The organism is Pusillimonas minor (assembly GCF_014237865.1).
GTDB lineage: Bacteria > Pseudomonadota > Gammaproteobacteria > Burkholderiales > Burkholderiaceae_B > Neopusillimonas > Neopusillimonas minor.
The window spans coordinates 64,277-77,064 of the sequence record NZ_JACJUU010000002.1 but is presented as its reverse complement, the minus strand read 5'-3'; the positions used below and the strand labels follow the sequence as shown (position 1 = coordinate 77,064).

14 protein-coding genes are annotated in these 12,788 nt (G+C 58.4%); 11 read left to right on the top strand and 3 right to left on the bottom strand.

All coding sequences use genetic code 11. The features are described from left to right. Positions 1-20: 20 nt before the first annotated feature. Both GTU67_RS03110 and GTU67_RS03105 read right to left on the bottom strand, forming a co-directional pair. The gene (locus GTU67_RS03110) at positions 21-890 is read right to left on the bottom strand and encodes a type III pantothenate kinase (protein ID WP_185778718.1); all 870 of its coding nucleotides are present in this window, start codon (positions 888-890) and stop codon (positions 21-23) included. A gap of 14 nt (positions 891-904) precedes the next feature. After that, positions 905-1,795: a biotin--[acetyl-CoA-carboxylase] ligase gene (locus GTU67_RS03105; RefSeq protein ID WP_185778717.1), complete on the bottom strand. Its 891-nt coding sequence runs from the start codon at positions 1,793-1,795 to the stop codon at positions 905-907. A 125-nt stretch (positions 1,796-1,920) separates the two neighbouring features. Here GTU67_RS03105 and GTU67_RS03100 point away from each other — a divergent pair, with 125 nt between their 5' ends. From GTU67_RS03100 to lipA, 6 genes are all read left to right on the top strand, one after another. After that, positions 1,921-2,559: an alpha/beta hydrolase gene (locus GTU67_RS03100; RefSeq protein WP_185778716.1), complete on the top strand. Its 639-nt coding sequence runs from the start codon at positions 1,921-1,923 to the stop codon at positions 2,557-2,559. 126 nt (positions 2,560-2,685) lie between these two features. After that, positions 2,686-3,882 carry a D-alanyl-D-alanine carboxypeptidase family protein gene (locus GTU67_RS03095; RefSeq protein ID WP_249417519.1) on the top strand — a complete coding sequence of 399 codons (1,197 nt, stop codon included), beginning with the start codon at positions 2,686-2,688 and terminating at the stop codon, positions 3,880-3,882. A 41-nt stretch (positions 3,883-3,923) separates the two neighbouring features. Then, positions 3,924-4,805, top strand: coding sequence for a D-amino acid aminotransferase (locus GTU67_RS03090; RefSeq protein ID WP_185778714.1), 882 nt, complete (start codon positions 3,924-3,926; stop codon positions 4,803-4,805). Between the two features lie 5 nt (positions 4,806-4,810). Next, complete coding sequence (locus GTU67_RS03085) at positions 4,811-5,086, top strand: DUF493 family protein (RefSeq protein ID WP_185778713.1); 276 nt, start codon at positions 4,811-4,813, stop codon at positions 5,084-5,086. Further along, on the top strand, positions 5,083-5,766 hold the full coding sequence (gene lipB, locus GTU67_RS03080; RefSeq protein ID WP_185778712.1) for a lipoyl(octanoyl) transferase LipB: 684 nt from the start codon (positions 5,083-5,085) through the stop codon (positions 5,764-5,766). Before GTU67_RS03085 ends, lipB begins: the two co-directional genes overlap by 4 nt. Before the next feature lie 103 nt (positions 5,767-5,869). After that, entirely contained in the window at positions 5,870-6,853 is a 984-nt protein-coding gene (gene lipA, locus GTU67_RS03075; protein WP_185778711.1) for a lipoyl synthase, read from the top strand. 125 nt (positions 6,854-6,978) lie between these two features. On the opposite strand, the gene GTU67_RS03070 is transcribed toward lipA, so the two are convergent. Next, positions 6,979-7,878, bottom strand: a complete 900-nt coding sequence (locus tag GTU67_RS03070) for a LysR substrate-binding domain-containing protein (RefSeq protein ID WP_185778710.1) — start codon at positions 7,876-7,878, stop codon at positions 6,979-6,981. A gap of 286 nt (positions 7,879-8,164) precedes the next feature. Between GTU67_RS03070 and GTU67_RS03065 the strand changes: the two genes are divergently transcribed. The 5 genes from GTU67_RS03065 (at position 8,165) to GTU67_RS03045 (ending at position 12,767) form a co-directional block, all read left to right on the top strand. Continuing rightward, on the top strand, positions 8,165-9,433 hold the full coding sequence (locus GTU67_RS03065) for an amino acid ABC transporter substrate-binding protein (RefSeq protein ID WP_185778709.1): 1,269 nt from the start codon (positions 8,165-8,167) through the stop codon (positions 9,431-9,433). A gap of 74 nt (positions 9,434-9,507) precedes the next feature. Further along, positions 9,508-10,389, top strand: a complete 882-nt coding sequence (locus tag GTU67_RS03060) for a branched-chain amino acid ABC transporter permease (protein WP_185778708.1) — start codon at positions 9,508-9,510, stop codon at positions 10,387-10,389. Next, on the top strand, positions 10,386-11,333 hold the full coding sequence (locus GTU67_RS03055) for a branched-chain amino acid ABC transporter permease (protein WP_185778707.1): 948 nt from the start codon (positions 10,386-10,388) through the stop codon (positions 11,331-11,333). Before GTU67_RS03060 ends, GTU67_RS03055 begins: the two co-directional genes overlap by 4 nt. Further along, a complete protein-coding gene (locus GTU67_RS03050; RefSeq protein WP_185778706.1) occupies positions 11,330-12,055 on the top strand; it encodes an ABC transporter ATP-binding protein in 726 nt (241 codons plus the stop codon). The genes GTU67_RS03055 and GTU67_RS03050 overlap by 4 nt, the downstream gene beginning before the upstream one ends. After that, on the top strand, positions 12,036-12,767 hold the full coding sequence (locus GTU67_RS03045; RefSeq protein WP_185778705.1) for an ATP-binding cassette domain-containing protein: 732 nt from the start codon (positions 12,036-12,038) through the stop codon (positions 12,765-12,767). Before GTU67_RS03050 ends, GTU67_RS03045 begins: the two co-directional genes overlap by 20 nt. Positions 12,768-12,788 lie beyond the last annotated feature (21 nt).

Genomic DNA, 12,788 nt, shown 5'->3' with positions numbered 1-12,788 from the left:
TCTGGATAAAGAGTCGACGGCTAAGTGCACGTAGCGGAAGATTGTAACGCCAGCGCGCTCAGGCCATCGAGCACGGGCGTGCCCAGCCATTCGATGGGGGTTGGGGGCTGGCCCAGTTGTTGCTGGGTAAAGTGCAGCAGGCGCCGGGTTTCTTCTTGCACCATAGGCCAGGCGCCGCCGGCGCTGTATACCAGCGGGCCGTGCCCGTAGTATTCCAGCCCAATTAACCATTGTCGCAAAACCGCGCCGGCCTGCGCGGCCGCAACGCCGGTACTGATGGCCTGGTGTGTATGCGTTGGGTAGGCGGTTGGCTCGCTGTGGGCCTCGGGCAAGTTGGCGGTCCCTTCGGCCAGCGATGTTTTCATGAGTGCGGGGCCGGGCAAAATTGTGCCGCCCTTGAAGGTGTACCGGATGCTGTTGGGGGCGCTGCGGGCGACATCGACCACCAGGGTGTCGATGGTGGTCGCCGTACCAAAACTGGCCAAAATAATGGGCGGGAAAACGCCCTGGGCAATTTCGCCGACGTTTTCACTTATTTGCGGGTGCGGGCGGTGGGCAAGCCCCAGCATCGACAGCCAGCGGTCGGGGCCAAGCTGCACGGGGTTGTCGTAGGTGTTGGTGACGTTAAGTGCTTCTTCTTGGCCCTTTACCCATTCAATCGGGCAGTCGTGCAAATGGAATACATCTTCTATGGCTGCGGCGACAACGTCGCCGGCGACATTGACGCCCAAGGCTTTAACAGGTGTTGCGGGCAGTTTGCCCAGCCAGTGGCTGAGTTGGTCGAGGTTGTCGTGCGTCAGGGCAATGGGGTCGGTTTCCCGTTCGCCGGTGCGGGCGTTGACCCAGCCTGCTTTAACACGGGTGTTTCCGGCGTCGATCAAAACAATCATGGATGCCTCCGTAGTCAGGCCCGGGGCGCCAGGTGGCCCGGTGTGCGTGTGCGCACAGAAACTTCACCAACCGATACAGCGGTTTCGCCTTCGGGGCTGCGCACCAGCAACTGGCCGGTGGTGTTGACCCCGCAGGCAATACCGGCCCGTATCAGCCGGCCGTCGTCAACAATGTGAACATGTTGCCCCAGCAAGCCGTCGACGGCATGATAGCGTTCGGGGAAATGTTCAAAACCATCGCGCGTGGCTTCATTAAATACCCGGTACCAGGCTTTGGCAATAGTCTGCACCAGGTCGGTCGCGGTGGCGGCGCCCGCCTCGGCCGGGTCTGCCGCGGCAATTTCAGACCAGTCGGCCACAGAACGGTCGAGTGACTGGCTAAGGGCGCGGGCGTCGTCAATGTTCAGGCCCATGCCCACAATAATGACGTGGTGGTCGTTTGATTGCCGTGCCGTACCTGCGCGCGTGCTTTCAACCAGAATTCCGGCCAGCTTGGCATTGTCCCAAAGGATGTCGTTGGGCCATTTCATGATCAGGCGGCTACGGTGCGCCGGGCTGATGAACGCCCGGAGCGCTTCGCAGGTGGCCACGCCGGTCAGCGGTGACAGCACGGGCAAGTGCCGGGCCGGCACAAAAATATCAAAGGCACACGAGAACATCAGGTTTGCCCCGCGACGATTTTGCCAGGTGCGCCCGGCCCGGCCACGGCCGTGTTGTTGCAAGTGTGCGCCTTCAAGCCACGGGCGGGCGTACACCTCGCCCGGTTCACGGGCCAGGGCGACCAGGTCGGCATTGGTTGAGCCGGTTTCCTCGAGCCAGCGCACATACCGAAACGCCGGCAATGCCTGGGCAAGCAGGGATTGAAACGCAACAGGTTCGGGGATTTCGGGGGATGAGCTCGACATGAAGGTCTGGCCGTGCGACGGCGGTGGGTTGCCGATTCGCGTTAAGCTTTATGGTTGACGCTGTGTGTAATGTGCAGCAAATAGCGGTAGTGTAAATCTTTAACAGAACGGTTTATTCGTACTTTATGGCAGAACGCAAAGAAACTTGGGTGGCGCAAGGGCAGGCCGGCGCCGTCGATTGTGTGGTCGAGTGGCCCGAGGGGCCGGTTCAGGGCTGGGCGCTGGTGCTGCACCCGCACCCCTTGCATGGCGGCGCGCGCGACAACAAGGTTGTCACCACCATTTCCCGTACGTGCCTGGCGCATGGTCTGGTGGCGGTGCGCCCCAATTTCCGCGGGGTAGGCGCCTCTGAAGGCAGTTTCGATCACGCCCGTGGCGAAACGGCCGATATGCTTCAACTGGTCGAACAATTCCAGGCCGCTTACCCGCAGGCGTGCGCCGGGCACTGGGTGTTGGCGGGGTTCTCGTTTGGTACGTCGGTGGCTGCCCAGTTGTATTCGTCGTTGCAAGGGGCGCGTCAGCCCGACGCGGTCCTTCTGGCCGGGCCGGCTGTCGAGCGTTTCCGGTTTCGCGATATCGCCTTGCCCGAGCACACTGTGCTTATTCATGGCGAGGCCGACGAAGTTGTGCCGCTGGCCGAGGCCATGGATTTCGGGCGGGCGCACGACTTGCCCGTAACGGTGATCCCCGATGCCTCGCATTTCTTTCATGGCAAGTTGCTCACGTTGAAAACATTGGTGCAATTGCGTTTGCGTGCTTTGTAGCAAATGTTTGCGATTTGATCCGTACCGTTGCGTGGGTGGCGGCTGTAGGCGACTTGGCCACTGCCTATAATGAACCTTTTACCGTACAGGTGTTCCAAACGCCTGTTTTCAATCGATGGGTGTTTTATGTCTCTGATTTCCAGGTTGTATCGAAACGCGTTGCGTTTGGGTGGTTGCGCTTTTCTGGGGGCGGCGTTGGCCGTGTCTCCGGTGGCGGGTGCCCAGCAGGCGTCAGACGCCATGGTGGCCGACTTCTCCTCGATTCCAATGCCCGAGCTGGCCGCCAAGGCCTGGCTGACGCTCGACGCCAATAGCGGCCAGGTTATTGCGGCCGCCAACATTAACGAAAAAGTCGAGCCCGCATCGCTGACCAAAATTATGGCGGCCTATGTTGTGTTCGATGCGATTGCCGAAGGGCGGTTGTCGCTCGACCAGAAAGTACCCGTGTCCGAAGCGGCCTGGAAGACCGAGGGTTCGCGCATGTTTATCAACGTGAACTCGCAGGTGTCGGTGGGCGAATTGCTTCAGGGCATGATCGTGCAGTCGGGCAACGACGCCACCGTTGCGTTGGCCGAGGCTGTTGCGGGCAGCGAAAGCGCTTTTGTCGCCCTGATGAACCAAGAGGCCCAGCGTCAGGGCTTGACCGGCACCTATTTCACGAACTCCCCCGGCTTGCCGCACCCCGAGCACATCACCACTGTGCGCGACCTGGGCATTCTGGCGCGCAATCTGGTGGTCGACTTTCCCCAGTATTTGCACTACTACAGTCAAAAAGAATATACCTACAACGACATCAAACAGCGTAACCGCAACCGCTTGTTGTGGGTCGATGAAACCGTCGATGGCCTGAAGACAGGGCATACATCTTCGGCAGGGTATTGCCTGGTCACCACGGCGTTACGCGATGGCCGCCGTGTTATTACCGTGCTGGTGGGGGCCTCCAGCGATGCCGCGCGCGCCGAGAACAGCCTCAAACTGCTGAACTGGAGCTTCCAGAACTTTGATACGGTCAAGCTGTTCGGCGAAGACAAACCTGCGGTTCAGGCTCGCGTCTGGCAAGGTCAGGCCGAAACCGTGGCGCTCAGCCAGCCCAAACCGATGTGGGTGACGGTACCGCGCGGCAAGGCCGGCGACCTGACACCCGTTGCCGAATACACCCAGCCCCTTATTGCCCCCCTGACAGCCGGCACGCAAGTGGGTACGGTGTCGTTATCGCTCGACGGCGTGGTGTTGCGCCAGGCCCCGTTGCTGGTCATGTCCGACGTCCCCGAGGCGGGTTTCGTGGCACGCATGGTCGACAAAATCAAGCTCATGCTCGAGTAAGGCAACAGGCTAAAATAGGCGTTTTTGCCTGCAGGTGCCTCATGATCCCCGACGTCGACAACGACAGCATTGTTTACCTTAACGGTCAGTACGTTCGGCTTGGCGATGCCAAAGTGTCGGTACTCGACCGGGGGTTTGTTTTTGGCGATGGCATCTACGAAGTTGTGCCGGTTTACGCAGGCAAGCCATTTCGCATGGCGCATCATATTGCCCGTCTGCAGCGCAGCCTCAAGGCAATCAGTATCCAGGTCGGGTTTACCGACGATCAATGGGCCGACCTGTTCCTCGACATGGTCGCCCGTACCGCGCCGGCCATGGCCGGCGTGTCCGAAAACGTCATGATTTACCTGCAGGTGACGCGTGGTGTTGCTAAACGCGACCACGCCTTCCCCGCGCACGCCACGCCCACCGTCTTTTGCATGGTGTCGCCCTTCAAACGTCCGGGTGCCGGGCAGCGCGAAAAGGGCCTGTCCACTATTTCCATCCCCGACGTCCGTTGGCTGCATTGCCACATCAAGTCGGTATCGCTGCTGGGCAATGTGCTGGCCAAGCAGGCGGCTGTCGAGGCTGGCGTCGACGAAGTCGTGCAGTTCCGGGACGGTTATTTGTCCGAGGGCGCGTCCACCAATATCTGGGTGGTGCGTAACGGCATGCTGCTTGCCCCCGAGCCCAATCACCTGATTCTTGAAGGTGTGCGGTACCGGTTTATCGAAGGCCTGGCGCAAAAAGCCGGTATCCCGTTCGAGGCGCGTCCTGTGTCGCGCACCGAAGTCGACACCGCCGACGAGCTCATGTTGTCGTCGGCGACCAAAGAAGTCTTGCCTATTGTCCTGCACGATGGTCGCCCGGTAGGCAGCGGCCGGCCCGGCCCGGTTTACGCGGCCTTGCGTGCCGCCTACGATCACGTCCTCGAGGCACTCTAATGTCCATGCCTGAAATCCCCCCAGAACGTTCGCTGATCGAATACCCCAGTCAGTTTCCTATCAAGGTCATGGGTAAGTCTCATCCGGACTTCGCCCAAACCCTGACAGCGATTGTGCTCGAGTTCGACCCTTCGTTCGACCCTGCTACCGTCGAAATGCGACCCAGTCGCAGTGGTAACTATATTGGCCTTACCTTCACGGTAACAGCCACATCTCGCGAGCAACTCGACGGCTTGTATCGTGCCTTGCACGGGCATGCCATGGTGTCGGTCGTGCTGTGATCGTCGTCAAGTGGTGGCCGCGCCGTCCGGTTCCTTATCAAGAAACCTTCGAGGCCATGAAAGCGTTCACGCAGTCGCGTGACGCCTATACCCCCGATGAGATCTGGCTGGTTGAGCATGACCCCGTCTATACGCTGGGTCAGGCGGGCAAGCCGGAGCATGTCCTGAATCCGGGCGATATTCCCCTGGTCAAAAGCGACCGCGGCGGCCAGGTTACCTATCACGGCCCCGGCCAGGTGGTGGCCTATTGTCTGGTCGATCTGCGTCGGCTGGGTATTTTTGTCAAAGAATATGTCGAGCTACTCGAGGCCGTTGTCATGGGCGTGCTGGCCGATTACGGCCTTGCGCAAGCCTGTCGCAAACCGGGGGCGCCGGGGGTGTATGTGCCTTGGCCTGCGGTGTCGGCTCCGTCCGCGTCGGGGTCTGATGTCGAGCTGGCCAAAATTGCAGCGTTGGGTGTCAAGATCAGCCGGGGGTGCAGTTACCATGGCCTTGCACTTAACGTCGACATGAACCTGGCGCCGTTTTTGGGGATCAACCCTTGCGGCTATGCCGGGTTACGTACGGTAGACATGGCAGCGTGTGGCGTGTCTGCAACGGTGTACAACGTGGGCGAAGCCTTGGCCGCGCGTTTGGTCGCAACGCTTCAGGCGTTGCCCGCGCCAACGCCAAAGCCCTGACGCAGCCGGGGAGATTAGGCCTTCGAGGGGCTCAGGCGCTAAAATAGGGTTTTTACCAATTCATGATGTCGCAGCCTTTGCGGGTTGCGGCCCAGGAAGGTGTATGTCTACTCCAGATCAGGCCGTAGGTCGTACCGATACGGTTTACGATGCGACCCAAAAGCAAAAGTCCGAAGCTAAAACGTCGCGCATTCCCATCAAAATTGTTCCGGCCGAGCGCCTGAAAAAGCCTGACTGGATTCGCGTCAAGGCGGCGGCACCAAGCTCCCGCTTTCACGACATCAAGCGTATTTTGCGCGAGCACAACCTGCATACCGTTTGCGAAGAGGCGTCCTGTCCAAACATTGGCGAGTGCTTTGGCAAAGGCACCGCCACCTTCATGATTATGGGCGACAAATGCACACGTCGTTGCCCGTTTTGCGACGTTGGTCATGGTCGCCCTGATCCGCTCGATGTCAACGAGCCCGAAAACCTGGCACGCACTATTGCGGCGCTAAAACTGTCTTATGTTGTGATTACGTCGGTCGACCGCGACGACCTGCGCGATGGCGGCGCGGCCCATTTTGTCGAATGCATCCGCAAGGTTCGCGAGCTTTCACCGTCTACACGCATCGAAATTCTGGTGCCCGATTTCCGCGCCCGCCTTGACCGCGCGCTGGGCATTCTCGACCAGGGCCCACCCGACGTGATGAACCATAACCTCGAAACCGTGCCCCGCCTGTACAAACAGGCCCGGCCGGGTTCCGACTATCATCATTCGCTCAAGCTGCTGTCCGAATTCAAGGCGCGGCATCCCGGCGTACCCACCAAGTCGGGCCTGATGCTTGGTCTGGGCGAAACCGACGAAGAAATTTTGCAGGTCATGCGCGACATGCGCGAGCACAATGTCGACATGATCACCATTGGCCAGTACCTGCAGCCGTCCGAGCATCACTTGCCCGTATTGCGCTACGTACACCCCGACACCTTCGCCATGTTCGAGCGCGAGGCCTACGCCATGGGCTTCAGTCATGCGGCCGTTGGCGCCATGGTGCGCTCGTCCTATCATGCCGACGAACAAGCGCACGCGGCGGGTGTGGCCAGTTAATTTAATTGCACGCAAGAAAGCCCGGCGCTGAACTGAACCCCAAAAGCTGGAGACCCACTTTTGGGGTTTTTTCATGCTTGTCGCGAAACGTCGGTTCTTTGCGGCGGTTATCCCGACGGGCGTTTTTACTTTAAGCGACGTTTTGGGTTGAACTCGTTCACCCGGTCTCTGATGATAGTGGCAAACTGCCGAACGGCGGGGCTGCGTGGGGCGTCGCGCAGCCATAGCAGGCCAGGGGTGCGAACGGGGGTGGGGCTCTGAAGCGGAAGTACCGCCACCTCATCGCCCCATAGCCCGTATTCCGAAATAATCGCGGCCGCGTCGGTCATGGTCACAAATTCCAGCATCGGCACCACGGCGTTCATTTCGGCCACCACCACCGGCTGCGCGTTGGCCATCTTGAAGCAGTCTTCCAGTAAGGCGCGCGTTGAAAAAGACTGCGGCAACAGCACCATTTTTTGCTTGTGCAGTTCGGCCATGCGCACGAAGCGGCGCTTGGCAAACATGTGGTGTTTGCCCACCACCAGGCGCATCTCTTCGTTGTACAGAGGCTCGAACTGTAATTGGGCGGTGTTATCGGGTTTGTACGTAATTCCGAAATCAAGGTTGCCGGCCAGCAGCTCGCGGGCCACGATGTCGCCGGGCAGCTCGGTTACCTGCACTGACACCGATGGGTGCTGCGCCACAAACATCGACACGCTGCGCGGAATAATCCGCATATTGAATGTGTGTGTTGTCCCCACCCTAACCACGCCGCTGAGTTCGTTCGAGGTGTCGCGAACGGTTTTCATCCCTTCTTCAACTTCGCGCAGGGCGCGCTGGGCGTGTTCCAGGAAGGCCTCGCCGCGTTCTGTCATGACGACACGCTTGCCGATGCGCGAGAAAAGCAGGCAGGACAATTCCTCTTCCAGTTGCTTGATCTGGTGTGATAGTGTTGATTGCGTAACGTGAACTTTCTCGGCGGCTTGCGTAAAACTAAGTTGTTCGGCCAAGGCGACAAAGTAGCGCAGGTGTCTGAGTTCCATGAAAAGCCTTGCAGTGGGGTAAGTTTTCTATCGATGCTGTCGATCGTTTTTTAATGGAAAACTTCATTTTCATTCATGCAAAGCACAAAGTAAACTCATTTCACTGTGCCGAAATGACGCTGCAAAAGCCCATGGCACCCCATCCCGGAGGAACACCACCCAGCACGACCCAACCTGCAACCAATTGCACGTCTTGCACACTTTAAAAAATTCAAGGTCACAGGCAGTAAATAGCGAAGCGGTACAAACCGCCTCAGGTATTCAATGACATTGGGAGGAGACCCAAATGACCACACGACGTCAGTTCAACAAGTTAGCCGCCATGGCCGCCGCCGGCCTGGCTGCGCCTGCAATCATTTCGCGCAAGGCTTATGCCAGCGACAAGCCCATTCGTATCGGGGCCAGCGTTTCGTTAACAGGGCCGTTGGCCAGTACACGCGCCGGCCAGATTGGTTACGAACTTTGGCGCGACGACGTTAACGCCGCCGGCGGCCTGCTGGGCCGCAAGGTCGAATTCGTTATCTACGACGACCAAAGCAGCGCATCCAACGTCCCCGCCATTTACTCAAAAATGGTCGATGTCGATAAGGTCGACGTCCTGATTTCGCCTTACGGGGCGAACCTGTCGGCGCCGCTCATGCCGTTTATTCGTCAGCGCAACCAGTTTATGGTGGGTATGTTTGCCCTGGCCGGCAACGACCGCGCGCGCCACGACAAATACTTCCACGCCTGCCCCTGGGGCCCCAACTCCATGTTGGGCTGGGCGCGCGGATTCTTCGACCTGGCCAAGTCCATCAACGCCAAAAAAATTGCCATCATTAATTCCGACCTCGAATTCTCGGCCAGCGCGGCCCAGGGCGGGGCCCAGGTGGCCAAAGAGTACGGGATGGAAGTGGTCATGAACCAAAGCTATCCGCCTAACACCAGCGACTTCTCGACCATTTTGCGCAACATCAATGCGGCCAACCCCGACGCCGTTTTTGTTTGCTCTTACCCTGCCGACAGCGCGGCCATCATCCGCGGCGTCAAAGAAATCGGTATTTCCGATTCGGTACAAATTTTTGGCGGCTCCATGATCGGCCCGCAGTATGGTTCGTTGCTGGGTTCGTTGGGCCAAGACCTCAATGGTCTGGTCAACATTACTACCTTCGTTCCCGAGCCCACGCTTAAAACGCCGGCCATCGACAACTTCTTCAGCCGCTACGTGCCCAAGGCCCAGGCCGAAAATCTCGACCCCCTCGGTTTCTATATCCCGCCGTTCTACTACGTGGCCGGGCAAATCGTCGAAGCCGGTATCAAGGGTTCGCAGTCGGTTGATCACGCCAAGATGGCGCAGTACCTGCATGCCAACCCAATCGACACTCTGGTAGGCAAGGTAGCCTTCAACGAACTGGGCGACTGGACAGAACGACGCACCCTCATGATTCAGGTTCAGGGCGTTAAGGGCAACGACATCAATCAGTTCCGCGAGCCCGGCCGTCAGGTCATTCTCGATCCGTCATCGCTCAAGTCGGGCGAGCTGATCACGCCTTATAACAAGGCACGCCAGGGCTAATTCGGCCCTCTGCCATTCTTTAACCTTCACGTACGACCGGCCCCTTGCGGGGCCGGCCGGTGGGGCATTGCAGCATGACGTCAACCTTAGACATCTTTTTTAACGCCATTTCAACCGGGGTGTTGCTGGGCAGCATTTATGCCGCCGTCGCCCTGGGGCTGGCCATTACCTTTGGCATTTTGCACATTCCCAACGTGGCGCATCCCACGCTGGTAATTGTCGGCGCCTACTTTGTGGTTTGGCTGGGCCAGTGGGGGGTCGACCCTTTGCTTGCCGCGCTTATCGGGCTTCCCGTTTTCTATGTGTTCGGGATGCTTTTATATACGTTTTACTCGCAAGCCTTCGAGCGACGAGGGCAGGTCAACATTTTGCAAAGCCTGACACTGTTCTTCGGGCTGTCGCTGGTCATTGAAATTGCCATTGCCTTGTTGTTCGGCTCCGAGCTCAAGTCCGTCAGTGCGCCATACATTGGCACCAGCCTTAATTTGGGCGTTTTTACGCTGCCCTATCGCCTGCTGATTCCCGCGTTGCTGGCGCCAATCATGATTGCGCTGCTCTGGATGTATTTCACCAAAACAAATTCCGGTACGGCCATTCGCGCAGTGGCGCACGATGATCGCGCCTTGTCTATTGCGGGTATCGACCCGGCCTGGATCAAACGCCATGCTTTTGGTATTGCCACGGCTACAGCCGTGGTGGGCGGGGTTGCCCTGGTCATGATGGGGCCTGTTGATCCGTTCAGCGGTCGTTTCCAAATCGGCCGGGTATTTGCCATTGTGGTCCTGGCCGGCATGGGGTCCATTCCCGGCACCTTGGTCGTGGCCATCATGATCGGCATTGCCGAGTCGTTTGTCTCAGCCTACCTTACGCCGTCGTGGTCTCCTGGCGTCGCCTTCGCGATTTTGCTGTTAGCCCTGGCGTTTCGTCCCCAAGGTTTATTCGGAGCTTCACGATGAAACGCAACAATCTTGTTTTCACGATTGCCGCTTTGGCTGTTATTGCGGCCGGTTTTCTGGCCCCGTCCATCGTGACCAATCCGTTTTACTTTTTTGCCGGCTACGTCATTGTTCAGTACGTCGCCATATCCACGGGCTGGAATGTACTGGGGGGGTATGCAGGCTATATCAACTTCGGGGCTGCGGCTTTCTTTGGCCTTGGGGTGTATATCTCGGCATTCTTGTTCAATGTGTTCGAAATCCCCCTGTGGCTGGGTATTTTGTGTGCTGCGGGCGCAGGCGCATTGCTGGGGCTGGGCATGGGGTACCTTACGCTGCAAATCCAGGGGGTATATTTCGCTATTGCCACGCTGGGCCTGGTTATTGTGCTTGAAACCATTATTCACAATATCCCCGGTATGGGCGGGGCCCGCGGCATGGCCGTGTACGGCCCGCCGCCACCCGACTGGTCTGGCGGCCCGGTGCAATATATCTTTTTGGTCATGCTCATTGTGGCGGTCATCAGCGTCGCGCTGGCCCGCTGGATAGAACTTTCCTGGGTGGGGCGTGGGCTACGGGCTGTGCGTGCCAGCGAAGACGCCGCCGAGTGCTCGGGGGTACCCACGTTACGTCTGAAGTTACTGGCATGTACCGTGAGTGGCGCCATATTGGGGGCGGCAGGTGCGCCGTTCCCGTTCTACACCTCGTTTGTCGAACCGGTCACTGCATTCAGCTTGCTTATTGGCCTTAACGCAATTGCCATGCCGCTTATTGGCGGCACCCGCAGCTGGCTTGGGCCGGTCATTGGTGCCATTTTGCTGGCCTCTGTGCAGCAAATTGCCACGGTCACCATTTCATCCGAACTTAATATTTTGTTTGTCGGTCTGGTCCTTATTGCCTTCGTTGCGCTGGCGCCCAACGGTATTCTCGGCCTGGCCAAACGCAAATCCGGAGGTGCACGATGACGTCACCCGCCCTTTCTTTACGTGGCATAGAAAAATCTTTTGGCGTGTTCAAGGCCCTTGGGCCGGTCGACCTCGACCTGATGCAAGGTGAGCGTCTGGGTATCATTGGCCCTAATGGCGCGGGTAAAACAACCCTCATCAACTGCATTACAGGCGTGTTACGTCCAGACCAGGGGTCGGTTCAGTTCATGGGCAAAGATATCAGCAACGTGCCGCCGTTCGAGCGTGCCCGTATGGGGATATCGCGCAGTTTCCAGATTCCCCGCCCTTTTATTGGCATGAGCGTCCTCGAGAACCTGCTGGTGCCGCTCGATTACAAGCCTGCGGTTCACAACAAAGAGGCGCGCGCCTTGCAGTTGCTCGAGTCCGTTAATTTGCATCAAAGGGCGTACGACCCATCGGGTGATTTATCTCAGCTCGAACTGCGCAAACTTGAATTGGCACGCGCCCTGGCCAGCGACCCGAAAGTGCTGATCGCAGACGAGGCCATGGCTGGCTTGTCGGATACCGAAATCGATGAAGTGCTCGACATCCTCATGCGCCTGAATGCGTCCGGCGTGGCCATCATTATGATCGAGCACATTATGCATGCGGTCATGCGCTTCTCGCAGCGCGTGGTCTGCTTCGACACTGGTTTGCTGATTGCGGCCGGTACGGCAGACGAAATCGCCAACAATACAACCGTTCAAAAGGTGTACTTCGGTGAACAGACTCATCATTGAAAACCTCAGCGCCGGTTACGGTGCCGTGCCGGTGTTGCACGACGTTTCGCTCGAGGTCAACGAGGCCGAGCTGGTGGCTCTGCTGGGCACCAATGGCAATGGCAAAAGCACGCTGCTTAATTGCGTGATGGGGTTTGTAAAGCCCAGTAAAGGGCGCATTTTGCTCGAATGGGATGGCGTCACGACCAACCTTACCGACTTGCCCCCGCACGAAATCGTGCGCAAGGGGTTGTCGATTGTGCCCGAGGGCCGCCGCTTGGTACCGACGCTGTCGGTAGAAGACAATTTGCGCCTGGCCGGCAGCAACCCCATGGTGCGCGACCAGCTCGAAAAAAACCTGGCGTTCTGCTATGAAACCTTCCCGATCTTGCAAGAGCGCCGGCGCCAGTTGGCGGGCAGCATGAGCGGCGGCCAGCAGCAATTACTGGCTATTGCCCGTTGCCTTATGACAGCACCGAAAGTCATTGTCATTGATGAGCCCTCTGTTGGGCTGGCGCCCATTATTGTGGGGCAGGTCATTGATACCATCAAAGCACTGCAACAAAGCACCAATCTAACCATTCTGATGGCAGAACAAAGCTTCTTTCAGGCTATTAGCGTTGCGTCACGGGCCTATGTGTTGGCCCATGGCCGGATCACACGCCACTTTAACGACGCTGCGGCTATCGACCACGATGAGCTGCGTCGGGCAATGCTGGGGGCGGGACATTAAGTCTTGCTCTCTGGCTGTGTG